This window comes from Senegalia sp. (in: firmicutes) (genome assembly GCF_052088025.1).
GTDB lineage: Bacteria > Bacillota > Clostridia > Tissierellales > SIT17 > Anaeromonas.
Window position 1 is genome coordinate 1 of sequence record NZ_JBQCYD010000002.1, and the last position, 25,531, is coordinate 25,531.

General features: G+C 27.8%; 28 protein-coding genes. 25 read left to right on the forward strand and 3 right to left on the reverse strand.

Annotated elements, in window-relative coordinates; translation table 11 throughout:
• Nucleotides 1–68 precede the first annotated feature (68 nt).
• The 8 genes from rsmB to ACTHUW_RS00680 all read left to right on the forward strand — a co-directional run bounded on the left by rsmB (nt 69) and on the right by ACTHUW_RS00680 (nt 7,536).
• The gene (gene rsmB, locus ACTHUW_RS00645; protein WP_442196519.1) at nt 69–1,406 is read left to right on the forward strand and encodes a 16S rRNA (cytosine(967)-C(5))-methyltransferase RsmB; all 1,338 of its coding nucleotides are present in this window, start codon (nt 69–71) and stop codon (nt 1,404–1,406) included.
• Between the two features lie 51 nt (nt 1,407–1,457).
• Complete coding sequence (gene rlmN / locus ACTHUW_RS00650) at nt 1,458–2,492, forward strand: 23S rRNA (adenine(2503)-C(2))-methyltransferase RlmN (RefSeq protein ID WP_442196551.1); 1,035 nt, start codon at nt 1,458–1,460, stop codon at nt 2,490–2,492.
• Nucleotides 2,493–2,502: 10 nt separating this feature from the next.
• Complete coding sequence (locus ACTHUW_RS00655; RefSeq protein WP_442196518.1) at nt 2,503–3,243, forward strand: Stp1/IreP family PP2C-type Ser/Thr phosphatase; 741 nt, start codon at nt 2,503–2,505, stop codon at nt 3,241–3,243.
• An 11-nt stretch (nt 3,244–3,254) separates the two neighbouring features.
• On the forward strand, nt 3,255–5,081 hold the full coding sequence (pknB, locus tag ACTHUW_RS00660) for a Stk1 family PASTA domain-containing Ser/Thr kinase (protein WP_442212310.1): 1,827 nt from the start codon (nt 3,255–3,257) through the stop codon (nt 5,079–5,081).
• 25 nt (nt 5,082–5,106) lie between these two features.
• On the forward strand, nt 5,107–5,979 hold the full coding sequence (gene rsgA, locus ACTHUW_RS00665) for a ribosome small subunit-dependent GTPase A (protein WP_442199812.1): 873 nt from the start codon (nt 5,107–5,109) through the stop codon (nt 5,977–5,979).
• Nucleotide 5,980: 1 nt separating this feature from the next.
• Complete coding sequence (gene rpe, locus ACTHUW_RS00670) at nt 5,981–6,634, forward strand: ribulose-phosphate 3-epimerase (protein ID WP_442199810.1); 654 nt, start codon at nt 5,981–5,983, stop codon at nt 6,632–6,634.
• 31 nt (nt 6,635–6,665) lie between these two features.
• Nucleotides 6,666–7,286, forward strand: coding sequence for a thiamine diphosphokinase (locus ACTHUW_RS00675; RefSeq protein WP_442199813.1), 621 nt, complete (start codon nt 6,666–6,668; stop codon nt 7,284–7,286).
• Between the two features lie 70 nt (nt 7,287–7,356).
• The gene (locus ACTHUW_RS00680) at nt 7,357–7,536 is read left to right on the forward strand and encodes a hypothetical protein (RefSeq protein ID WP_442196515.1); all 180 of its coding nucleotides are present in this window, start codon (nt 7,357–7,359) and stop codon (nt 7,534–7,536) included.
• Between the two features lie 41 nt (nt 7,537–7,577).
• Here the strand turns inward: ACTHUW_RS00680 and rpmB are convergent, their stop codons facing one another.
• Nucleotides 7,578–7,769, reverse strand: coding sequence for a 50S ribosomal protein L28 (gene rpmB / locus ACTHUW_RS00685; protein ID WP_442199811.1), 192 nt, complete (start codon nt 7,767–7,769; stop codon nt 7,578–7,580).
• Between the two features lie 187 nt (nt 7,770–7,956).
• On the opposite strand from rpmB, the gene ACTHUW_RS00690 reads away from it, so the two are divergent.
• The 6 genes from ACTHUW_RS00690 to ACTHUW_RS00715 all read left to right on the forward strand — a co-directional run bounded on the left by ACTHUW_RS00690 (nt 7,957) and on the right by ACTHUW_RS00715 (nt 13,753).
• On the forward strand, nt 7,957–8,313 hold the full coding sequence (locus tag ACTHUW_RS00690; protein ID WP_442196513.1) for an Asp23/Gls24 family envelope stress response protein: 357 nt from the start codon (nt 7,957–7,959) through the stop codon (nt 8,311–8,313).
• 18 nt (nt 8,314–8,331) lie between these two features.
• Nucleotides 8,332–9,969, forward strand: coding sequence for a DAK2 domain-containing protein (locus ACTHUW_RS00695; protein ID WP_442212313.1), 1,638 nt, complete (start codon nt 8,332–8,334; stop codon nt 9,967–9,969).
• Between the two features lie 50 nt (nt 9,970–10,019).
• On the forward strand, nt 10,020–12,068 hold the full coding sequence (gene recG / locus ACTHUW_RS00700; protein ID WP_442212315.1) for an ATP-dependent DNA helicase RecG: 2,049 nt from the start codon (nt 10,020–10,022) through the stop codon (nt 12,066–12,068).
• 205 nt (nt 12,069–12,273) lie between these two features.
• Complete coding sequence (rsmD, locus tag ACTHUW_RS00705) at nt 12,274–12,825, forward strand: 16S rRNA (guanine(966)-N(2))-methyltransferase RsmD (RefSeq protein ID WP_442212318.1); 552 nt, start codon at nt 12,274–12,276, stop codon at nt 12,823–12,825.
• Between the two features lie 2 nt (nt 12,826–12,827).
• Entirely contained in the window at nt 12,828–13,310 is a 483-nt protein-coding gene (coaD, locus tag ACTHUW_RS00710) for a pantetheine-phosphate adenylyltransferase (RefSeq protein WP_442210261.1), read from the forward strand.
• Nucleotides 13,310–13,753, forward strand: a complete 444-nt coding sequence (locus ACTHUW_RS00715; protein ID WP_442196508.1) for an ATPase — start codon at nt 13,310–13,312, stop codon at nt 13,751–13,753. Before coaD ends, ACTHUW_RS00715 begins: the two co-directional genes overlap by 1 nt.
• Nucleotides 13,754–14,020: 267 nt before the next feature.
• On the opposite strand, the gene ylbJ is transcribed toward ACTHUW_RS00715, so the two are convergent.
• Together ylbJ and ACTHUW_RS00725 are read right to left on the reverse strand one after the other, a co-directional pair.
• Entirely contained in the window at nt 14,021–15,043 is a 1,023-nt protein-coding gene (gene ylbJ / locus ACTHUW_RS00720; RefSeq protein WP_442210259.1) for a sporulation integral membrane protein YlbJ, read from the reverse strand.
• Between the two features lie 50 nt (nt 15,044–15,093).
• Nucleotides 15,094–16,317: a nucleotidyltransferase gene (locus tag ACTHUW_RS00725; protein ID WP_442198932.1), complete on the reverse strand. Its 1,224-nt coding sequence runs from the start codon at nt 16,315–16,317 to the stop codon at nt 15,094–15,096.
• Nucleotides 16,318–16,489: 172 nt separating this feature from the next.
• Here ACTHUW_RS00725 and ACTHUW_RS00730 point away from each other — a divergent pair, with 172 nt between their 5' ends.
• From ACTHUW_RS00730 to fabF, 11 genes are all read left to right on the forward strand, one after another.
• Nucleotides 16,490–17,683, forward strand: coding sequence for an acetate/propionate family kinase (locus ACTHUW_RS00730; RefSeq protein ID WP_442198931.1), 1,194 nt, complete (start codon nt 16,490–16,492; stop codon nt 17,681–17,683).
• 81 nt (nt 17,684–17,764) lie between these two features.
• On the forward strand, nt 17,765–18,268 hold the full coding sequence (locus tag ACTHUW_RS00735) for a YceD family protein (RefSeq protein ID WP_442196505.1): 504 nt from the start codon (nt 17,765–17,767) through the stop codon (nt 18,266–18,268).
• A gap of 18 nt (nt 18,269–18,286) precedes the next feature.
• Nucleotides 18,287–18,466 (forward strand): 50S ribosomal protein L32, encoded by a 180-nt coding sequence (gene rpmF / locus ACTHUW_RS00740; protein WP_442196504.1) that lies wholly within the window; start codon nt 18,287–18,289, stop codon nt 18,464–18,466.
• A 206-nt stretch (nt 18,467–18,672) separates the two neighbouring features.
• On the forward strand, nt 18,673–19,230 hold the full coding sequence (gene fapR, locus ACTHUW_RS00745; protein ID WP_442196503.1) for a transcription factor FapR: 558 nt from the start codon (nt 18,673–18,675) through the stop codon (nt 19,228–19,230).
• Nucleotides 19,231–19,240: 10 nt separating this feature from the next.
• The gene (plsX, locus tag ACTHUW_RS00750) at nt 19,241–20,236 is read left to right on the forward strand and encodes a phosphate acyltransferase PlsX (RefSeq protein ID WP_442196502.1); all 996 of its coding nucleotides are present in this window, start codon (nt 19,241–19,243) and stop codon (nt 20,234–20,236) included.
• A gap of 1 nt (nt 20,237) precedes the next feature.
• Nucleotides 20,238–21,233: a beta-ketoacyl-ACP synthase III gene (locus tag ACTHUW_RS00755; RefSeq protein WP_442196501.1), complete on the forward strand. Its 996-nt coding sequence runs from the start codon at nt 20,238–20,240 to the stop codon at nt 21,231–21,233.
• Nucleotides 21,234–21,249: 16 nt separating this feature from the next.
• On the forward strand, nt 21,250–22,188 hold the full coding sequence (gene fabK / locus ACTHUW_RS00760) for an enoyl-[acyl-carrier-protein] reductase FabK (RefSeq protein WP_442196500.1): 939 nt from the start codon (nt 21,250–21,252) through the stop codon (nt 22,186–22,188).
• A gap of 19 nt (nt 22,189–22,207) precedes the next feature.
• A complete protein-coding gene (gene fabD / locus ACTHUW_RS00765; protein ID WP_442196499.1) occupies nt 22,208–23,140 on the forward strand; it encodes an ACP S-malonyltransferase in 933 nt (310 codons plus the stop codon).
• Nucleotides 23,141–23,153: 13 nt separating this feature from the next.
• On the forward strand, nt 23,154–23,897 hold the full coding sequence (gene fabG / locus ACTHUW_RS00770) for a 3-oxoacyl-[acyl-carrier-protein] reductase (RefSeq protein ID WP_442212320.1): 744 nt from the start codon (nt 23,154–23,156) through the stop codon (nt 23,895–23,897).
• A 19-nt stretch (nt 23,898–23,916) separates the two neighbouring features.
• Nucleotides 23,917–24,144 carry an acyl carrier protein gene (gene acpP, locus ACTHUW_RS00775; protein ID WP_442196497.1) on the forward strand — a complete coding sequence of 76 codons (228 nt, stop codon included), beginning with the start codon at nt 23,917–23,919 and terminating at the stop codon, nt 24,142–24,144.
• 60 nt (nt 24,145–24,204) lie between these two features.
• Nucleotides 24,205–25,446 (forward strand): beta-ketoacyl-ACP synthase II, encoded by a 1,242-nt coding sequence (fabF, locus tag ACTHUW_RS00780; protein ID WP_442196496.1) that lies wholly within the window; start codon nt 24,205–24,207, stop codon nt 25,444–25,446.
• Nucleotides 25,447–25,531 lie beyond the last annotated feature (85 nt).

Below are 25,531 nucleotides of genomic sequence, written 5' to 3' on the forward strand. Positions count from 1 at the left end.
AGAATAATATGAATTTTAAAAGGGGATTATCCCCTTTTTTTAAAATATTAATATATTAGGAGGAAATCATGAAATATAATGCCAGAAAAATTGCAGCACAAACACTTAATTCCATTGAGAAAAACAATGCTTTTTCTAATATTGAAATAAATAAAATGGTTAAAAAACTAGATGAAATTCGTGATCAAAACTTTGTAAGGGAATTAGTTTATGGTGTTTTGGAAAATAAATTATATATTGATAATATACTTAAAAACTTTTCTAAAACTAAAATAAATAAAATTGATAATATGATTTTACAAATACTTAGGATTAGCATTTATCAAATATATTTCACAGAAAATATACCAGATAGTGCTATATGCAATGAAGCTGTAAAAATAACAAAGATGATAGGTAAAAATAGATTATCAGCTTTTGTAAATGGAATACTTAGAAATATCATCAGAAATAAAACTAAAGAATTTCTACCAGATAAAAAGGAAAATTTATCAACTTATCTTTCTATAAAATATTCTCATCCTAAATGGATAGTAGATACTCATATAAGAGATTATGGTGAAGAATTCACAGAAGATTTACTTGAATTTAACAATAAAAAGCCTAATTTAATCATTAGAGTAAATACTCTTAAAATTGATAGGGAAGGTTTAATAAAAAAATTAATGGAATATGACATAGAAACAGAAAAGACCAAATATTCAGAAGATGGACTTGTGGTATTAAATCCTAAAAATATAACAGGATTAAATGAATTTAAGGATGGACTTTTTACAATTCAAGATGAATCGTCTCAACTTGCATCAATTATCCTGAATCCTAAAAGTGAATCTAAAGTAATAGATATATGTAGTGCTCCAGGTGGTAAAGCAACTCATATGGCACAAATAATGAAAAATAAAGGAAGTATTATATCAAGAGATATATTTGATCATAAATTAAAGCTTATAGAATCAAGTGCTAAAAGATTAGGTATTGATATAATAAATATTGAAAAACATGATGCATTAGAATTTGATGAAAGACTTAGGGATGCTATGGATTATTGCTTAGTAGATGCACCTTGTTCAGGACTGGGACTTTTAAGGAGAAAGCCCGATATTAGATGGAATAAAACTGAAAATGATTTAAACACTTTATCAAATATGCAATTAAAGATGTTAGAAATTGCATCAAAATATTTAAAAAAAGATGGAATATTGGTTTATAGTACATGTACTATTTCTAAGATTGAAAATATAAATGTAATAAATGAATTTTTAAAAGATAATAATAATTATAAATTAGAAAAAATAGATAATATAAAAATCAAAAATTCTACCTTAGATGAAGGATATATAGAATTATTTCCTAATATTCATGCTACTGATGGTTTTTTTGTTGCAAAATTAAAACGTATAAGATAATAAGAGTTAAATATGATATAATACTTTTGAAATAAACTAAGAATAGGGTGGATATATTTGAAAAAAGATTTAAAAGATTTAAAATTAGAAGAATTAGAGGAGATAATAACATCTCTAGGTGAAAAGAAATTTAGAGCAAAGCAATTATTTAAATGGATACATGAAAAAAATATAAAAGATATAGATGACATAACAGTTTTATCAAAGGAATTCAGGATTAAATTAAAGGAAGATTTTTATATTTCTAATATAAAAATGCATGAAAAATTTGAATCAAAGATAGACAAGACAATAAAATATTTATTTTTACTTGAAGATGGAAATATAATTGAAAGTGTTAGGATGAAACATAAACATGGTAATTCAATTTGTCTATCAACTCAAGTAGGTTGTAAGATGGGCTGCTCATTTTGTGCATCTACAAAAGAAGGATTAATAAGAAATTTAACTACAGCAGAAATATTAGATCAAGTTTATAAAATTAAAGAAGATATAGATGAAAATATAAGCAATATTGTGCTTATGGGTACTGGAGAACCACTTGATAATTATGAAAATGTTCTTAAATTTATAAGACTTATTAATGATAAAAATGGACAAAATATATCTATGAGAAGTATAGCATTATCTACTTGTGGATTAGTAGAAGAGATGTATAAATTAGCAGAGGAAAATATTCCTATAACATTGTCAATATCACTTCATTCAGCTTCTAATGATGATAGAAAGAAAATAATGCCTATATCAAATAAATATAGCATAGAAGATATATTAGATGCTAGTAGATATTATATAGAAAAAACAAATAGAAGAATTACATTTGAATACACTCTTATAAAAGATGTAAATGATAAAAAAGAAGATGCTAAAAAACTATCTGAATTATTAAAAGGAATGCTTGCACATGTAAATATAATTCCTCTTAATCCTATAAAAGAAAGTAATTTAGAAACTTCTAATTATGCTAGTGATTTTTCAGAATTACTGATTAAAAAAGGTATCAATACTACTATTAGGAGAGAAATGGGTAGGGATATAAATGCTGCTTGTGGGCAGTTAAGAAATAATATATTAAATGGTAATTAGGGGTGATTTAATGAAGTATGGGGCTTGCACAGATATTGGTAAAAAAAGAAAACAAAACCAAGATTCTTATTATATTAATTATAATGATTCTCTTCCTGTATTTGTTGTAGCAGATGGAATGGGTGGCCATAATGGGGGAGAAATAGCAAGTAAGATAACTGTTGAAGTAATAAAAAATAATTTGGAAATTTACCTTGAAAAAGTACTAGAAGGCAAATTTCATATTGAAAAATTTATAAGAAAGACATTAGAATTAAGCAATAATGAAATTTATAATACTGCCTTAAAAAATAAAGAATATACTGGAATGGGAACAACTGTAACTATGGGTGCTATATTAGATGGCAAAGTTTATATAGGTCATATTGGAGATAGTAGGGCTTATATTATTCGAGAAAACTCTATAGAAAGAATAACAGAAGATCATTCCCTTGTAGCAGAATTAGTGAAAAAAGGCACTATAACAGAAGAAGAAGCCATAAATCATCCACAAAAAAACTTGATTACGCGAGCACTTGGAACAGATAAAAATCCCAAAATTGATATATTTGAATTTGAATTAATCAATGAAGATGTCATACTACTTTGTACTGATGGGCTTACAAATATGATTAAAGAAGAAGAAATAAAAAATACAATAAATGATTCTAAAGATATTCAAGATGTGTGTAATAGGCTGATAAATATTGCGAATGAAAATGGTGGATTAGATAATTCTACAGCTGTTATAATAAAGTTTGATAAGAATTAAGGGGAGAGAATATGATAGGAAAAATTTTAGGTAATAGATATGAAATAATTGAAAAAATAGGTGGAGGAGGCATGGCTTTAGTATATAAGGCTAAATGTAAACTTCTAAATAGATTTGTTGCTATAAAGGTTTTAAGAAAAGAATTTATGTATGATAAATCTTTTATAGATAAATTCAATAGAGAATCTCAAGCTGCAGCAAGTTTATCACATCCTAATATTGTAAATGTTTATGATGTAGGTAAGGAAGATGATATATATTATATTGTCATGGAATATATAAAAGGTCAAACTCTAAAAGAATATATAAAAAGTCAAGGAAATGTTGATCCCAAAAAAACTCTAAATATTTCCATGCAGATAGCTCGTGCTTTAGAACATGCTCATAAAAACAATATTATTCATAGGGATATTAAACCTCAAAATATTATGATTACAGAAGATAATCAGATAAAGGTAACAGACTTTGGTATAGCACGTGCTGTTACAAGCTCCACTATGACTCAAACTAGCAATGTAATAGGTTCTGTACACTACTCTTCTCCAGAACAAGCTAAGGGTGGCTTTACGGATGCTAAATCAGATATTTATTCACTTGGTATAGTTATGTATGAAATGATAACTGGTATTTTACCATTTAATGGAGAAACCCCTGTTTCTGTAGCTCTTATGCATATTCAAGACGAAATGAAATCAGCTCGTGAAATAAATAGCAATATACCTATAAATATTGATAAAATCATAAAAAAAGCTACACAAAAAGATAAAACATTAAGATACCATGATGTTACAGAAATGTTAGATGATATAAAACTTGCAAAGAAAAACATCAATTCAGATGTTATAGCATTTAAAGATTTTGAAGAAAATTCTACACAAGTTTTACCTATTATAGATGAAAACAAATTAAATGAAAATAAGAATATAAAAGATAAAAATGAGCCCATTCCCGCTACTCCTGATAAAAATGAAAAGCAAGTTGATAAAAAAGAAAAAAAGCCTAAAAAGAAAAAGAAAGTTGCAGTTCTTGCAATCTTGTTAGCTTTTTTAATTACAGGCGGAGCTTTAGCCGGATTCTTTGCCTTAAATGGTATTTTTAGTGAGGATGAAATTTCAGTTCCAAACTTTGTAGGTAAAACTTTAGAAGAAGCTAAATTAGAAGCTGAAGAAAAAAATATAGTCTTAAATATTTCAAAAGAGGAATTTAGTAATGAATATGATGAGGGTATAGTTATCGAACAGAATAAATCAGAAGGTCGTAAAATAGTAGAAGGAAGTAGTATTGATATTGTAGTTAGTAAAGGAATAGAAACTGTAACTGTACCTAAAATAACAAGCCAGTATTCAAATAATGCAAGGATATTATTAAATGATTCAGATCTAGAAGAAGGTAATGTCAGTGAAGAATTTAGCGATTTGCCTATAAATATAGTTATTAGTCAGTCCCCAAAATCTGGTGAAAAGGCTGGAAAGGGGACAAAGGTAGATTATGTAATAAGCAAGGGTCCAGAAACAAAAATTACTACTGTTCCAGCTTTAATAGGATCAAATGTAGATTCAGCAAAGAATAGTTTATCAGCATATAATCTTGCAATAGGAAAAATTGAATATAAATTTAATGAAAATGTACCAGAAGGTATAGTTTATAAGCAAAACTATAATTCAGGTGAAGAAGTAGAAGAACAAACAAAAATTGATATTACTATAAGCAAGGGAAAAGAACCACAAGTAGAACCTGAACCAGAGCCTGAACCTGAACCACAACCAGAGCCTGAGCAAGGCCAAGAAGAAGATGAAGAAGTAGAACCTGAACCAGAGCCTGATACAGATGAAGAATAAGCTCTTTAGGAGGAATGTGTAAATGATAGAAGGCATAATAATAAAAGGTATTGGTGGATTATATTATGTATCTACAAAAGAAGAGATAGTTAAATGTAAAGCAAGAGGATTATTTAGAAAAGAAAATATCAAACCATTAGTTGGTGATAATGTATTGATAGAACTAAATGATATAGATGATATGGGATATATAATGGAAATTAAAGAAAGAGAAAATGAATTAATAAGACCACCTGTTGCCAATGTAAATCAATCTATCATTGTATTTGCACTTAAAGATCCAGAACCTAACCTATGGCTTTTAGATAGATTCTTATTATTATCAGAAAAAGAAAATTTAAAAGCTGTAATAGTTTTTAACAAAACAGATTTAATTTCAGAGGAAAAGTTACAAGCTGTATATGATGTTTATAAAAGTACTGGCTATAGGATTATAAAAACAAGTGCTATAGAAGATAAGGGAATAGATGAACTTAAAGAAGTATTAAAAAATAGAATTTCAGTTTTTGCAGGTCCTTCAGGAGTAGGTAAATCTTCTCTTTTAAATTCCATAGAACCTCATTTAGAGCTTAAAATTGGTGATATTAGTGATAAAACTAAGAGGGGAAAACATACTACTAGAAGTTCTAGTTTGCTTACCCTTAGCTTTGGAGGATTTGTGGTAGATACTCCAGGCTTTAGTTCCCTAGACTTAAATTTTATTGATGAAAATGAATTAGAAGAATTTTTCCCTGAAATATATGAAAGTGGTATAGATTGTAGATTTAATGATTGTAAACACAATAAAGAACCAGGATGCAATGTTAAGATTGAATTAGAAGAGGGTAATATAAGTAGAGGAAGATATGAAAATTATCTATCCTTTTTAGAAGAAATAAAAAACTCTAGGAGGTATTAATATGTATAAACTTTCACCATCAATACTTTCAGCAGATTTTAGTAATATAAAAGAAGATATTTTAAAAATTGTTGAAGGTGGAGCTGATTATATTCATTTAGATGTTATGGATGGGATGTTTGTTCCAAATATTACATTTGGAGCTCCAGTTATTAAAAAGATAAGAAATATTACAGATAAACCTTTTGATGTTCATCTAATGGTTGAAAAACCTGAGAGGTTTATTGAAGATTTTAAAGATGCTGGTGCTGATATAATTACTGTACATGCTGAGGCTTCGATTCATATCCATAGAACTATACAAATGATTAAAAATACAGGTTTAAAAGCAGGGATTTCACTAAATCCAGCAACTTCTATTGAAGCAATCAAATATCTATTAAATGATTTGGATATGGTCTTAATAATGACAGTAAATCCAGGATTTGGAGGACAAAGTTTCATAGAAGAAATGAAAGAAAAAATTATAGAATTAAGAAGAATTATAGATGAAAGAAATTTAGATGTAGATATCCAAGTTGATGGTGGTATCAAATTAGATAATATAGAAGAAATAAAGGGCTGGGGAGCAAATATATTTGTAGTAGGATCAGGAATATTTAATGCAGATGATATTGCAAAAGAAACTAAAAAATACAAAGAAAAGTTAATTTAAAATTAGAGGTGATTTTATTAATATACTTATAATTGGTGGAGGAAATTTCATAGATAAAGAACTTGCCTTAGATTTAATCAATAATACAGATAAAATAATTGCAGCTGATGGAGCAGGGAAATATCTATATGAATTAAATAGATTGCCAGATGTTTTAATAGGTGATTTTGATACATTGGAGGCAAATATACTTGAATATTTCAGAAAAAAAGATGTGGATATACATGAGTTTTTACCAGTAAAAGATAAATCTGATTTAGAACTTGCTATTGATTTAGCTACTGAGTATTCTCCTAAAGAGATAATTATAATAGGGGCACTAGGAAGCAGAATGGATCATTCTCTATCTAATATAATGTTACTATTTCACATATTAGAAAAGGGTATTGAGGTTAAAATGATTGATGATAAAAATGAAATTATGCCTATAAAAAATGAAATTAAAATAAAAAAGAGCAAATATGAATATATATCTTTATTACCAATTTTGGAAGATTTAGATGGTGTTGAACTTATAGGTCTGGAATATGAATTTTCAAATTTAAAATTAAAAAGAACTTCTACTCGTGGGATAAGTAATAGATTTAAAGAAAAAGAAGCAAAAATAAAAGTGAAATCTGGAATGGGTCTTGTAATTCTTTCAAATGATTAAAAACAAGTATCTTGTAACTAATTATTTTAAAACTAATATAATATAACATCCTTTATGGGAGGATTATATTATGAAAAAATTTATTAGAAAATATCATTTGCACAGGAAAAAGCATAATAAAATAATAGGGATTGTACTAGGTGTTATAGGTATGATAATAATAATCCAAGTTATTCCTGTAGGACTTTGGCTTTTGATTCTTGGTATATTATGTTTGATGCTTGGTTGGTCATTTTTTAGGATGTGGTAATTTTATAATAGAAAATGGCTTCCTTAGGAAGCCATCATGTATTATAAAGCTCTTTGTACTTTATCAGATCTTAAACATCTTGTACATACATTTATTCTTTTAGGTGTACCGTCTACTATTGCTCTTACTTTTCTAATATTCGGACTCCAACTTCTCTTTATATGACGCTTAGAGAATGTTACAATGTTACCACTTATTTTACCTTTACCACATACTTCACAGTATTTAGCCATTTCTAAAACACCTCCTAACTTCTAATGGTTCAAGAAGCCATTTACTAAACATCAATATTTTAACACATTTACTACGATCTTTGCAATAAAAATTTTTAAATTTCATTTTTATTTAAAGCTAAGTTGAAGAATATGCAATAATACTGTAAAATATAAATATATATAAAGTATAAAAGGAGGCTAAAGAATGCCTGGAAAAATTAATAATGAATATGGTACTATTAATATTGATGATAATGTAATAGCATCTATTGCTGGAATGTCAGCTATGGAATGTTATGGACTTGTTGGTATGTCGATTAAAAATGCTAAAGATGGATTAGTAGAGTTGTTAAGACGTGAACATTTAACAAAAGGTGTAAAGGTATATACTGATGAAAACAAATTAGTTATTGATTTATATATTGTGGTTCAATTTGGAATTAAGATTTCAGTTGTAGCAAATAATATAATTGATACTGTAAAATACAATATAGAAAATTTAACTGGCATGAAAGTAAATAAAGTAAACATTCATGTTCAAAGCGTAAGAGTTCAAAAGTAATGTTAGGAGGAAGTAATTTTGAAAATTGAATATTTAGATAGCACTATTACCAAAAAAGCTTTTATTAATGCTGCTAATAAATTAGATAAAAATAAAGAAATAGTAAATGAACTAAATGTATTCCCAGTTCCTGATGGCGATACGGGAACTAATATGTCACTTACTATGCAATCAGCTATAAAACATATAAGAAATAATGCTTCTAATACAATAGATCAAATAGCAAAATCTGCATCTACTGGTTCATTGATGGGTGCTAGAGGTAATTCTGGAGTTATATTATCACAACTTCTTAGAGGATTTAGTAAAGGTCTTCAGGGAGAAGAAAGTATAGATGTATCTGTATTAGCTAAATCATTTAAATTAGCTTCTGAAACAGCTTATAAAGCAGTTATGAAACCTATAGAAGGAACAATACTTACTGTAGCAAGAGAAGCATCTGAAAGAGCACAAGAGTTGATAGGAGAAGAAGAAGATGTTATATCTTTTCTAGAGAAGATAATAGTGGCAGGTGAAGATGCCTTAAGAAGGACTCCAGATATGCTAGATGTCTTAAAAAAGGCAGGAGTAGTAGATGCTGGTGGAAAGGGTCTTATATATATATTAAAAGGAGCGCTTGAAGCTATATCTGGAAAACAAGTAGAATTATCTGATGAAGAATTTGAAAGGAAAGAAATACAAATTCATGAATCACATGATGATAATGATGAAATAGTATTTGGATATTGTACTGAGTTTATAATTAAAAAAACTGATATTAAAGCTAATGAATTTAGAAACTATATATCTAAATATGGAGATTCCATGTTAGTTGTAGGTGCAGATGAAATGATTAAAGTTCATATTCATACCAATAATCCAGGAGAGGTTTTAGAAGAAGCTTTAAAAAATGGTGAATTAATAGATATAAAAATTGATAATATGAGAGTACAACATCAAAATAGGATTATATCTGATAAAGATATAGAAAATGAGAACAATTCTAAAAGCAAAGAAAGTAAAAAATATAGTTTCATAGCTATTTCCATGGGAAAAGGTATAGAAAATGTATTTAAAGATTTAAATGTAGATTATATTATCTCTGGTGGACAAACTATGAACCCTAGTACTGAAGATATTTTATCAGCCATAGAAAAAGTAGATGGAAAAGATGTTATAATACTTCCTAATAATAGCAATATAATTCTTGCAGCTAATCAGGCAAAAGATTTGAGTGATAGAAATATCCATGTACTTCCTACAAAAACAGTACCTCAAGGAATTTCTGCCTTACTTATATTTGATGAAGAATTAGAAGTGGATGAGAATATTGAAAGTATGAATGACACTATAAAACATGTGAAAACAGGACAGATAACTTATGCTGTAAGAGATACAATAATTGATGATAAAGAAATAAAAAAAGATGATATTATGGGTATTTCTGATGGTGATATAAAAACTGTTGGAAAAGATATTGACTTGGTTGCAATAGAATTATTAAAGGAAATGGTAAATGAAGATAATGATATAATATCTTTATTTTACGGTGATGATATAGACGAAGAACAAGCTAATAAATTAGGCGAAAAACTACGAAATGAATTTGAAGATATAGAAATTGAAATTATATTTGGAGGACAGCCTTTATATTATTATTTGATATCTGTAGAATAAAAGGAGATAGTTTTATATCTCCTTTTATTTTAGTTTAAATCTTAGAGGTGATGAAAGTGAGTTTAGATAGTTCTATTCAATATTTAAAAGGTGTAGGCCCGAAGAGGGCCGCAAAATTAAATAGGATTGGGATTTATACTATATATGATTTATTATTTTATTTCCCAAGAGAATATGATGATAGAAGAAAAATAACAAAAATTAAAGATTTAAAAAACAAAGAAAAGGTAACTATAGAAGCTATTGTCTCTGGTTCATCTACTACTCTTAGACCTAGAAAAAATGTAGCAATAACTAAAATACCTATAAAAGATGATACGGGTATTTGTTATATGGTTTTCTTTAATCAATCTTATATTGAAAAAACTTTCAAAATAGGAGATAAAATAAAGGTAAATGGTAGGGTTGATATATCATATGGAAATATTCAAATACAAAATCCTATCTATAGTAAAAATGATAAAGATTCAAATACAAATAGTATAATACCTATCTATCCATTAACAAATAAACTTACAAATAATGAAATTATAAAATTAATAAAATTAGCAATGTCAAGTAATCTACATAATATAGATGAAATATTTACTGTAGATATGAGAAAAAAACTAAATTTAATAGGAATAGATAAGGCTATAAAAAACATACATTTCCCAGAAAGTAGACAGATGTATAAGTTCTCAAAATACAGATTGGTATTTGAAGAATTTTTAATATTACAATTAGGACTACTTTTAGTTAGATCTAAATTAAAGAATAGTAAAAAAGGTGTTGTATTTAACAAGGTTGATAGAAGTGATGAACTTTTAGAGAGATTACCCTTTCCTTTAACCAATGCTCAATCAAAAGTTTTTACAGAAATAAAAAAAGATATGGAATCAGATAAGATAATGAATAGATTAGTTCAAGGTGATGTAGGTTCTGGTAAAACTATAATAGCCATACTTTCTATATTCAAGGCTATAGTTTCAGGATATCAAACTGTAATGATGGCACCAACCGAAATTCTTGCTAGCCAACATTTTGAAGAAATAAGTAATCTATTAGGAAGCTTCAATATAAAATGTGAGCTGCTAGTAGGAAGTTTAAAAGCTAAGAAAAAGGAAGAATTGTTAGAAGAAATTAAAAAAGGGAATATAGATATAGTTGTAGGAACTCACGCACTTATTCAAGATAGCGTAATGTTTAAAAGACTTGGACTTGCTATCACGGATGAACAACATAGATTTGGTGTAAAACAAAGAGCAAAACTAACAGAAAAAGGTATAACTCCAGATGTATTGGTTATGAGTGCAACACCAATTCCTAGAACTTTAGCTATGATTTTATATGGAGATTTAGATATATCTATAATTGATGAATTGCCCCCTGGAAGACAAAAAATTGATACTTATGCAGTCAGTGAAAATATGAAGATGCGTGCATTTGAATTTTTAAGAAAACAAATTGATGAGGGAAGACAAGCTTATATTGTCTGTCCTCTAGTAGAAGAATCTGAAACTTTAGATATAAAATCAGCAACGGAAGTATATGAGGAAATGAAAGAATTATATGGGCAAAATTATAATGTAGGATTACTCCATGGTAAGATGAAGCCTAAAGAAAAAGATGAAATAATGAAAAGATTTAAAGAAAATAGCATCCAAATATTAATCTCTACAACAGTAATTGAGGTAGGGGTAAATGTATCTAACGCAAATATAATGCTTATAATGAATGCTGAAAGATTTGGGCTTGCACAATTGCATCAACTTAGAGGAAGGGTTGGAAGAGGAAAATATAAATCTTATTGTATATTGATAAATAAAAGTAAAAATAAAGTTGCTCGTGAAAGAATGAGAATTATGGAAAAAACATCTAATGGATTTATAATTTCTGAAAAAGATTTAGAACTAAGAGGTCCTGGAGAATTCTTTGGTATAAAACAACATGGACTACCAGAGCTTAAAATTGCCAATATATTTACTGATATGAAAATATTAAAAATAGCACAAAATGTTGCAAATGATATATTAAAAGAAGATCCATTATTGAATCTACCTAAAAACATTAAAATAAAAAATAAGATTGATAAACTTATAAATGAAAAAATAAATTAAAAGAAAGAATAATTCTTTCTTTTAATTTAAATTAGATGAAAAACAAATTATATTTTATTTATTGAAAAGGGGATAAAATTTACTACCTAATTATTTTAACCATAATTTAAAATCTTATTCAATTTTAAATTATGGTTTGTAACATATTCATTTATATGCTAAAATAATACTTAGTAAGACAGAGTAATATATTGGAGGATTTATATTGAGAGTAATAACTGGAATCGCTAAAGGACATAAGCTTAAAGCTCCCAAAGGATTAAATACTAGACCAACGACAGATAGGATAAAAGAAACTATATTCAATATAATAAATGTTTATCCTGATGATATTGTATTAGATCTTTTCTCTGGAAGTGGATCTGTAGGAATTGAATTTTTAAGCAGAGGAGCTAAAAAATGTTTTTTTATAGATAATGATACTTCAAGCTATAAAGCTATAATAGAAAATATAGAGAAAACTAAATTAAAAGATAAATCAGAAACTTATAAATTGAACTACACTAATGCTCTTAATGTTTTAAAAAATAAAAATATCAAATTGCATTATATATTTTTAGATCCACCATATTCTAAGGATTTAATTAATCAAAGTATAATTCTTATTGATGAATATAATTTATTAGCACAAGATGGTATTATAATAGCAGAACATGAAAAAGAACTTAAATTAGATTGTTTTAAAAACAAATATGTTATAAACACAAGAAATTTTGGAGATACATCAGTATCATTTTTAAAAATAAAGGAGGATTAACTATGGCAGTAATATATCCAGGTAGTTTTGATCCAGTAACTTATGGTCATTTAGATATCATACAAAGAGCTAGCAAAAAATTTGATAAGGTCATAGTGACAATATTAGATAATCCTTCAAAAAAGGCTTTATTTGATGTAGAAAAAAGATTAGAGCTACTTAAAAGTACAACTAAAGAATTGAAAAATGTAGAAATTGATAGTTTTAGTGGATTACTTGTAGACTATGCTAAAAAAAATGATATTTCAATTATTATAAAAGGTTTAAGAGCTATTTCAGATTTTGAATATGAATTTCAAATGGCACATACTAATACTATGTTAGATGAAGATATTGAAACGATTTTTTTAATGACAAGTAATAAATATTCCTTTTTAAGTTCTTCAGTAGTAAAAGAAATATCAAAATTTAATGGAGATGTAAGTAAATTAGTCCCAGAAATAGTTGAATATAATTTGAATAAAAAATTTAGGGGTGATATATAGTGGATTTATTAAAATTATTAAATGAGATTGAAGAAATTCTAAGAGAAAGTTCTGGAATACCTTTATCTGGCAAAGTAATGGTTGATAAACATGAAATTATAGATATAGTAGATGAAATCAGATCTAAGCTACCAGATGAAATAAAACAAGCAGAATGGATAAGAGAAGAAAGGCAAAGAATACTTGCAGAAGCTCAAAATGAGGCTGAAACAACCATAAAAGAAGCTAGATTACATATAGAAGAAATGGTTGAAAGAGATGAAATAACTAAAAGAGCTCAAGCTAGAGCCGATGAAATTATTCAAAAAGCACAAATTAATGCTAAGGATATAAGACTTGGTGGTAGAGAATATGCAGATGAATTACTTAAAACTGTACAAGCTCAATTAGAAGAATTAGTTAAAACAGTTGATAATAATAGAAATGAATTAAATGAAATGTAAGGACCTATTTGATTAGGTCCTTTTTAATTGTTTTTTTAAATGTGAGTTTATATATGCTATATAAAATTGAAGAAATAATTGATGAAATTATAAGAAGAAATAGTATGAATAATATTATTTTAAAAGAAATATATAGATTGTCAAAAAAACCTTTGAAATAAATATCTTGCTTATTTAAATTCATATTATAATTAAAAACTTTTAAAGCACTTGACATTATAGGATTATAAAAAATAATTGTAAAAATGCCAGAAAAAATTCCATGCATTAATTTTGATAACATATATAATTTATTATTAATATCAATTTTTGAAAAAAACTAAGAGCTTGGCTGTGTATAGAAAGTCCACTCCAACCTATTATTATGCTAAGTAATACAAAAACAAATAAGCTATTATTATTACTAGATTCTGAAAGGATTTTAGCTCCATTAGTTATTTCTATCATACCAAATAAAAATCCCTTAACTATATTTTCTTCAATATAGATATCCATGTATTTAAGTAAGTTAAGTATATGAGGTATAATATTAAATGAATTTAAAGATTCAATTACCACTGAATAAAATATTATAAAACCACCAATTATAAGAATGGTGTTCATAGCATCATTTACTGCATTAGACATTATACTTCCAATATCCTTATCTTTTAAGAGATACTTATAAGAGTGTTTCAGATCTTTTTTATAATTTTTCTTAGAATCACTAATTATAGATTCATATTTAAAGAATCTAAAAATCAAACCTACTGTAATAGCACCCATATAATGTGATAAAGCTAAAAGAAAGCCTAAACTTTCATTATGAAACATTCCAATAGCAACAGCTCCTATTATGAAAAGTGGACCAGAAGTAGATGCAAAAGATGCAAGTCTTTGGGCTTCTATTTGAGATATTTTGTTTTCCATCCTTAATTTAGAAATTAATTTTGCACCAACAGGATATCCTGAAGTCACACTCATAGCAAATACAAAAGCACCTTCTCCTGGAACATTAAAAAGGGGTTTCATTAAAGGGCTTAATAGATTGCCTATAAAGTTCACAATACCTAATTTAATAGTTATTTCAGATATTATAAAGAAGGGAAGTAAGGAGGGAAGTACTGTAAAAAACCATATATCTATTCCTCTTAAAGCTGCATCTATAGAGTTCTTAGGATTTAATACTATTAGAACTATTAAAACAATAAATATCAAAGAATATATTAAATTTTTTAACTTGTATAATTTTAAATTCCTATATATTTTATAAAACATTATAAGTATAATTAAATATAATAAATAGTTCATATTAAACCTCCATTTTATATATATTTAATTATATTTAATAGAAAGGGTAATTATGTTTTAATATAAGGAGATATATAGAAATCAAAATTATTTTTTATATTGCTACTATTTTTTATACCCATGAAATAGACATTAGATGCCATTATATCCAAATCTAGCATTTTATTATTATTACTGCTATTGAAATCTGATACTTTATTTATAATAGGCAGATTGGAATTATTTTTTATTTTTTTTAATATTTTAAAACCTTTTTTATTAGAAGCAAGAACTCTTACATAAGCAGGCAAATTTAAAATATCATTTTTATTGTAATTTATATCAAGTAATATATGAATCAATATTCTTTTAATTCTTGTATAAGTATATCTTTTAGTTTTTATAGCTTCGATTATATCTATAATATCGTCATATTTATTTGCAGCTTCTATAATTCTATTTTCAAGTCCTATCTCTACATCTAAGAAGCTACTCAAGTAATCCTTATCGATTGTTCTTAGTTTATATATTAAGATATTGTTAAAATTACATATATCATTAAATATATTATATTTTGACAGATAATCATTTAAATAAAATTCACTACTACTAGGTAAAGCTAAAGAAATATCCCTATTTATATTGTTATTTTTAATCAATAAATTTCTTATTGCAGTTGCACTAGATATCTCACCTGTAAGATTTTTATCGTTATAATTTGAAGAAATTCTTTTTATAGAGTGAGCTTTTATTGTACTTTTTAATTTTATTAAAGACTTCATATATTCTATAGCTAGTATATTATTAGGATTATTTATTATTTTATCAAGATCTTTATCTTTTAAGATTTCTTTTAAAGCTAGAGATCTTGCTTTAGGAAATACATTACCTTCATTTAAGTATTTTTTCAAAGAATATTTAAACTCTAAAGGTTCAAAAGCTAATATCTTTGATATAGAATTCAACTTTTTTAAATCATTTGTTTCACTTCCAAAAGATATAAAATCTATTGAGTTTAAAGAGTCAAGTATTTTAATAGCCCCATATGAAAAGAATTCAGCGCTCATTGTAGAATATAGTGTTGGAAGTTCTATAACTAAATCCACACCTGAATCTATTGCCATTTTAGCTCTAGACCATTTATCACATATAGCAGGCTCTCCTCTTTGTACAAAATTGCCACTCATAATTGCAATGCTATAATCGCAATTTGTTTCATATTTTGATCTTTCTAAATGATACTTATGACCATTATGGAAAGGGTTATATTCTGTAACAAGACCTACAATTTTCATTTATTTTCTCCTTTACATAAAAAAATAGTATATTATAGTATATTATAGTATTTTTTTATGTAATTAATCAAATATTATTTAATATTTGATTAATTATTACATATTTAGTTGATTTTTTAGCTATTTTATAATAACATTAGAATATAAAAAAGAAATTTGTAGGAGGATGAATATGAAAGTATTAGTAATTAACTGTGGGAGCTCTTCACTTAAATATCAATTAATTGACATGAAAAATGAAGAGGTACTTGCAAAAGGATTAGCTGAAAGAATAGGAATAGAAGGAGCTAGAGTTAAACACGAGCCTAGTGGTAAAGAGAAGGTTTTAATTGAGAAGCCTATGAACGATCATAAAAAAGCAATAGAAATAGTTTTAAATGCTTTAGTAGATGAAAATCATGGTGCTATAAATTCAATGGATGAAATAAATGCTGTAGGTCATAGAGTGGTTCATGGAGGAGAAAAATTCTCAGAATCAGTTATTATAGATGAAAATGTATTACACGCAATTGAGGAATGTTCAGAGCTTGCACCTTTACATAATCCACCTAATATTATGGGGATAAAAGCGTGTCAAGAATTAATGCCTAATACACCTATGGTTGCAGTATTTGATACAGCATTTCATCAAACAATGCCTAAATCTTCTTATATATACCCTATACCATATGAAATGTATGAAAAGCATGGAGTAAGAAGATATGGATTCCATGGTACTTCACATAAGTATGTGGCTAATAGAGCAGCAGATATGATTAATAAAGATATTAAAGACATAAAAATTGTTACATGTCACTTAGGAAATGGAGCAAGTGTAACGGCTATAAAAAATGGAGAATCTTTAGAAACTAGTATGGGCTTTACTCCTCTTGAAGGTCTTGCTATGGGAACTAGAAGTGGAGATATAGACCCAGCTATTATAGAATTTTTAATGGAAAAAGAAGATATGACTATAGATCAAGTAAATACTATGTTAAATAAAAAATCAGGAGTTCTTGGAATATCAGGAGTAAGTAGTGATTTTAGAGATATTGAAGATGCGGTTTCTGAAGGTAACGAGAGGGCACAATTAGCGCTTGATAAATTTAATATCAGAGTAAAAAAATATATAGGAGCTTATGCTGCTATTATGGGTGGAATAGATGTATTAGTATTCACTGCTGGTGTTGGAGAAAATTCACCTGAAACAAGAGAAGAAATTTGTGAAGGTTTAGAATTTATGGGAATTAATTTAGATAAAGAAGCAAATAATATTAGAGGGAAAGAAACTGTAATAAGTAAAAAAGAGTCAACAGCGAAAGTACTTCTAATACCAACAAATGAAGAATTAATGATAGCTAGAGATACAAAGACATTAGTCAAATAATTAAAGTTGTAAACTTTATAACTTGACAAACTTAGTATTAATTAATATAATTATGTTTGGTCATAATAAGAGGTGAATAAAATGAAAGTTAACCTATCTAATCTTATAAACGGAAACGATTATCAGATTAATTTAGATGATACATTTGAAATTGATGAGATTAAGACTGAGGGTAACGATATTAAATTTAATAAACCTGTAGAGATTCATGGAGGAGTATATAATACTGATGATGATATATTCTTGCAGGCTAAGGTATCTTTTGAATATATAACTAATTGTGATAGATGCTTAAAAAGTACAATTAAAGAAGAAGTAGCTATGCTTGATTATAAAATTAAAACAGAAGCTGATGATGAAGAATTATCAGAAGATGAATTAATTTTAGAAAAAGGAAAAGTATTAGATTTAAAAGAACCCATTATATCTTCTATTATTTTATCATTACCTATGAAAGCTATTTGCACTGATAATTGCAAGGGTATATGTCCTAACTGTGGAGCGGACTTAAACAAAGGTAATTGTGATTGTAAAGATAATAATATTGATCCTCGGTTGGCTAAACTGAAAAAACTAATGGAATAAAATAAGGAGGTGTTTTAAATGGCAGTACCAAAGCGTAAAACATCAAAATCAAAAAGAGATATGAGAAGAGCTTCAAATTCTAAAATGTCGGCACCTAATTTGATGGAATGTCCTCAATGTCATGAAGCAAAATTACCACATAGAGTATGCTCTTCTTGTGGATATTACAAAAACAGAGAGGTTAAAGAAGTAAAATAATAAAAAAGATGGACACATTATGTGTCCATCTTTTTTATTATTTTGAGATTAAGAATAAATTTGATATAATGAATTAAGACTAAGTAATAAGAATAAGTGTTGAAAATAAAAAAAAATGAAATTAATACTTGAAATAAAATAATTAATAATATATACTTACTATTAGTAACAGGTACTAATTTCAAGTGATAACTTGAGGTGAAATTATGAAAAAGCGAAAACCAAAAAAAGAAAGGCAAAAAGAGTTAAAAGAAAAACTTGCTGAAGATCCTTTTTGGACAGATGAAGAATTAACTAAAATATTTAATGTAAGCATTCAAACTATAAGACTAGATAGATTAGAACTTGGAATTCCAGAACTTAGAGAAAGAGTAAAAAATGTAGCTGAAAAAAATCATACTAAGGTTAGATCTATAGGTGGAAAAGAAATGATAGGAGAACTTATTGATTTAGAACTTGGTAGTACTGGAATTTCAATACTTGAAACAACTAAAGATATGGCTTTTGAAAAAAATAATATAGTAAGAGGTCATCATATATTTTCTCAAGCTGAATCTCTGGCTATGGCAGTCATAGATACTGAAGTAGCATTAACTGGTGTTGCTAATATAAAGTATAATGTAGCAGTTGAGCATGGAAGTAAATTGATTGCAAAAGCAGAGGTTATTAAGCAAAGAGGAAATAAGTATTTTGTTCATGTATTTATATATGAATCTCAAAAACAAATCTTTAGAGGTAAATTTATCTTAGTATCTATAAAATAGGAGTGTTTATATGAAAATAGCAATTGATGCAATGGGTGGAGACAAGGGTTTAACTATGACCATAAAAGGAAGCCTTGATGCAGTAAAAGAACTTGATGTTAATGTAATTCTTGTAGGTAAATCGGAAATGATAAAAAAAGAACTTGAAAAATATAGTTATGATGAGAATAAAGTTGAAATTATAAATGCAGATGAAATTATAGAAAACAATGAGAAACCAGTAGTAGCTATAAGAAGAAAAAAAGAATCTTCATTAGTTAAAGCTTTAAAGTTAGTAAAAGAAAAAGAAGCAGATGCTTTGGTTTCTGCTGGAAGCACAGGTGCATTACTTGCTGGAGGATTGTTTATTGTAGGAAGAATAAAAGGAATAGATAGACCAGCCTTATCTCCTGTATATCCTACAGAAAAAGGGATATCTTTATTAATAGATGCAGGTGCAAATGTAGATTGTAAACCAAAAAATTTAGAACAATTTGCTATAATGGGATCAATTTATGCAGAAAAGGTACTAAATATTAAAAATCCTAAAGTGGGTCTTGTAAACATAGGAGAAGAAGAAGAAAAAGGTAATGAACTTACAAAAGAAAGTTATAAATTACTTAAAAATGCAGATATTAATTTTTATGGTAATCTAGAAGTGAGAGACCTACCAAAAGGTGATTGTGACGTGCTAGTATGTGATGGTTTTGTAGGAAATACAATTCTTAAATTAACTGAAGGTTTATCAGAAACGATTTTTTCTATGTTGAAAAAAGAATTTATGAAGAATTTTAAATCAAAAATTGGAGCTTTGTTATTAAAGGATGGATTAAAAAGTTTCAAAAAACAAATTGATTATAGTGAATATGGTGGAGCCTTGCTCTTAGGTGTAAAGGGTGGAGTTATTAAAGCTCATGGAAGTTCAGATGTAAAGGCATTTAAAAATGCTATAAGACAGGCAAAAATATTTACTGAAAATAATGTTGTTGAAAATATTGAAGGTGAAATATTGAAAATGGAGGATTAAAATGGAGAGAGAATTTGGCGTTGGAATTATTGGTACTGGAAGTTATGTTCCTTCTAATATAATGACTAATAAAGATTTAGAAAAATTAGTAGATACTTCAGATGAATGGATAACTACTAGAACAGGAATAAAAGAAAGAAGAATACTTGATAAAGATAAATCAACATCTTTTATGGCAAAAATAGCAGCTGAAAGAGCTATAGCTTCTTCTGGTCTAAATTCTCAAGATATAGATTTGATAATAGTAGCTACAATAACTCCTGATATGGCATTTCCTTCTACAGCTTGTATTGTTCAAGAAGAGTTGGGAATTAAAAATGCAGCTGCATTTGATTTAGAAGCAGCATGTACTGGTTTTATATATGCATTAACAAATGCCTATGCATATATAAAATCAGGAATCTATAAAAATGTTTTAGTAATTAGTTCAGAAAATTTAAGTAAGATAATGGATTTTAAAGATAGAAATACATGTGTTCTTTTTGGAGATGGAGCAGGAGCAGTAGTAGTAAGTCAAGTTGAGGCTGATAAAGGAATATTATCTATGGATATAGGTGCAGATGGATCGGGAGCAAAGTTTTTAAATCAACCTGCAGGTGGATCTTTAATACCTTCAAGTGAAGAAAGTGTAAAAAATAAATTACATTTCATAAAAATGGAAGGTAACTCTGTATTTAAATTTGCTATTAAAGCTATGACTAAATCTTCAAAAAAGGTTATGGAGGATATAAATTTCACTATAAAAGATATAGATTATTTAATTCCACATCAAGCTAACATGAGGATTATTGAAGGGGCTTGTAAAAGACTAGAAATAGATAAAGATAAAGTATGTATTAATTTAGATAAATATGGAAATATGTCGGCAGCATCTATACCAGTAGCATTAGATGAAGCGGTAAGAAGTGGTAAAATCAAAAAAAATGATAATATAATATTAGTTGGATTTGGTGGAGGTCTTACATGGGGTGCTACACTTATTAAGTGGACACTTTAAATATCAGGAGGTTTTTATGATTAATAATAAATTGATTGATTTATTAGAAGTAAAGTATCCTATAATACAAGGGGGTATGGCTTGGGTAGCTACTGCAGAACTTGCAGCTGCTGTTTCAAAGGCAGGAGGACTTGGAGTAATTGGTTGTGGTAGTGCACCTGTAGAAGTAGTTAAGGACCAGATTTTAAAAGTTAAGGAAATGACAGATAAACCTTTTGGTGTTAATGTTATGCTTTTATCTCCCCATGCAGATGATATTATGGATATGTTATGTAAAGAAAAAGTAAATGTTGTAACTACTGGAGCTGGGAATCCAGGAAAATATATAAAAAAGTTAAAAGATGCTAACATAAAAGTGATTCCTGTAGTTCCCTCAGTATCACTAGCTAAGAGAATGGAGAAAAATGGTGCGGATGCTATAATAGTAGAAGGAACTGAAGCCGGAGGACATATTGGGGAACTCACTACGATGACTATAGTTCCTCAAGTAGTAGATGCAGTTAATATACCTGTCATAGCAGCAGGAGGAATTGCTGATGGCAGAGGATTTATGGCTGCTATGGCTCTTGGTGCAGAAGGTGTACAAATAGGAACTAGATTTGTATGTTCAGATGAATGTATTGCACATAAAGAGTATAAAAATAAAATTGTAGAATCCAAAGATAGAGATGCTATAGTTACAGGTAGAATAACGGGTCATCCTGTGAGAATTATAAAAAACAAATTATCAAGAAGAATTACTAATTTAGAAAAAGATATTAATAATAAAGATGAAATAGATAATTTAACTATAGGCTCCCTTAAAAAAGCAGTTATAGATGGTGATACTGAAACTGGATCAGTGATGGCAGGTCAAAGTAGTGGACTTATATCTGATATTAAAACTTGCAAGGATATAATAGAAGATATAATGAAAGAAGCTAGTGAATTAAAAGAAGAATTATGTAAGTTTTAAGTAAAGGAGATATTAATTTATGAAAACAGCATTTGTTTTTTCGGGTCAAGGGGCACAATATATAGGAATGGGCAAAGAATTTTATGATAATTTTGATGTAGCTAAGAATGTATTTGATATGGCAGATAAAGAACTTGAAATGAAGATTAGTGATGTATGTTTTAATGGTCCAATAGAGGAGTTATCTTTAACTGAAATAACCCAACCAGCAATCCTTACTACTTCTTATGCCATATTAAAAGTGCTAGAAGAAAAGGGGATTAAGGCTGATGTTACTGCTGGTCTTAGTTTAGGTGAATATAATGCTCTCTTATATTCTGGAAGTTTGAATTTTTCTGATGCAGTAAAACTAGTAAAAAAAAGAGGTAAATATATGCAAGAAGCTGTTCCAGAAGGTAGGGGTAAAATGGCAGCTTTAATTGGCATGAGTATAGAAGATGTTAATAAACTTATATGTGACTTAAGTAATGATGGAGTTATAGAGGCTGCAAATTATAATTGCCCAGGTCAAATTGTTATATCTGGTGAGAAATATGTAATAGAAAAAGCAGTTGAACTTGCAAAAGAATATGGTGCTAAAAAGGCAGTATTATTACCTGTAAGTGCTCCTTTTCACTCATCATTACTAAAACCAGCTGGAGAGAAGTTAAAAGGTGATTTAGAAAATATAACTATAAAAAAACCAAATATAGATCTTATATCAAATGTAACTGCTGATGTAATTAAAGAAGAAGATATAAAAAAATTACTAGTAAAACAAGTCTATAATTCAGTATATTGGGAACAATCTATAGAAAAGATGTTAAATGATGGAGTAACAAATTTCATTGAAATTGGACCTGGAAAATCACTCTCAGCATTTATTAAAAAAACAGCTAAAAAACATAAAATTAATATTGACATACAAAATATTGAAAGAGTATCTGATTTAGAAAAATTATCCATAAAATAAATGGGGTGAATAAATGAATATTGAGGGAAAAAATATTATAATAACAGGAGGTTCACGTGGTATAGGGCGTGAAATAGCTCTTACTTTAGCAGGAAATGGTGCAAATATTATTATAAATTATTCAAATAATAAATCTAAAGCATTAGAAGTGGTAGAAAAGATAGAAAAAATGGGTGGTAAGGCTTATGCTATAAAAGCTGATATATCAGATTTTATAGAAGCAGATAATTTAATTAAAGAATCTTTAAATAAATTTGATAAAATTGATATTTTAGTTAATAATGCAGGTGTAACTCGTGATAATTTACTAATGAGAATGTCTGAAGATGATTGGGATACATGTATGGAAATAAACTTAAAAGGCACTTTTAATGTTACAAAAGCTATTGTTAGAAAAATGATAAAACAAAAAGAAGGAAGCATAATAAATATTAGTTCAGTTGTAGGTATAACAGGCAATGCTGGCCAATCAAATTATTCTGCTTCTAAAGCAGGTATAATAGGTTTTTCTAAATCTATTGCAAAAGAAATAGGTAAAAAGAACATAAGAGTAAATGTAGTTGCTCCAGGCTTTATAAAAACAGATATGACTGATAAATTAAGTGATAAAATCCAAAAAGAATATTTAAAAGGAATTCCTTTAAATACCTTTGGTCAGGCAAGTGATGTAGCAAATACTGTATTATTTTTAGCAAGTGATTTATCAAAATACATTACAGGCCAAACTATCGTAGTAGATGGTGGGCTATCAATATAATTGAAAGGAGGTGTAATAAATGGTATTAGAAAAATTAAAAGATATTATAGCTGAGCAGTTAGATGTTGAAAAAGAAGAAATAAAAATGGAGTCATCTTTTCAAGAAGATTTAGATGCTGATTCATTAGATGTGGTTGAACTTATTATGGCAATTGAAGAAGAATTTGATATAGAGATACCTGATGAAGATGCTGAAAAGATTACAAAAGTAAAAAATGCAGTAGAATATATAAATAATCATAAATAATAGATAGGGTCCCGTTCAATCGGGGCCTTAATATTAGAACTCTTCTGTGGGAGGAATTGTATGAATAATAGAGTAGTTATAACAGGAATTGGAGTTATTAGTCCTGTTGGTATTGGTAAGGATGCTTTCTGGGAATCTTTAATAAATGGTAGAAGTGGAATAAGCACTATAACTAAATTTGATACTACAGATTATCCAACTAAAATAGCAGCAGAAGTAAATGATTTTGATCCTTATAAATATATAGATAAAAAAGAAGCTAAAAGAATGGATAGATTTTCTCAATTTGCTGTAGCAGCTTCTAAAATTGCAATTGAAGATTCCAAATTAAACTTAGATGACATTAATAAGGAAAGATTTGGTGTTATACTAGGTTCTGGAATTGGTGGGATACAAACATTTGAAGAACAAAATGAAAAATTAATCAAAAAAGGTCCTAAAAGGATAAGTCCGTTTTTTATACCTATGATGATTGGAAATATGGCAGCTGGACAAGTAGCTATAGCTCTTGATGCAAAAGGACCAAATGAAACCATAATAACAGCTTGTGCATCATCTACTAATTCAATTGGAGATGCATTTAAATTATTACAACGTGGAGATGCTGATATTTTGATAAGTGGTGGAACTGAAGCATCTATTACACCGATAGCTCTTGCAGGATTTTCTTCTATGAAGGCATTGTCTACTAATAATGATAATCCTAAAGGTGCATCTAGACCTTTTGATAAAGATAGAGATGGATTTGTAATGGGTGAAGGTGCAGGTATATTGATACTTGAGACGCTAGATCATGCAATGAAAAGAGGAGCAGATATTTATGCTGAAATAGTAGGATATGGTTCAACTTGCGATGCAAATCATATAACTACACCTTTAGAAGATGGTAGTGGAGCAAGACGTGCAATGGAAATTGCAATAAATGATGCAAAGGCCGATAAATGTGAGATTGATTATATAAATGCACATGGTACATCAACTTATTATAATGATAAATTTGAAACATTAGCTATAAAAGATTTATTTGGTGATAGAGCTTATGATATTAATATAAGTTCAACTAAGTCTATGACAGGACATTTACTTGGTGCTGCAGGTGGAATAGAAGCAATAGCTTCAGCTCTTGCTATTAAAGAAAGCATTATACCACCTACAATAAACTTAGATGAGACAGATTCTGAATGTGATCTTAATTATGTTCCAAATCAAGCAATAAAAACAAATGTAAGATATGCTTTATCAAACTCATTAGGATTTGGTGGACATAATGCTACAATATTATTAAAAAAATTTGAAAAATAGAAGGTAGCAAAAGCTACCTTCTATTTGCATTATATGAGATAAATATAGTAAACTATATAGAGGTATACTTAAAAATATTTTAGAT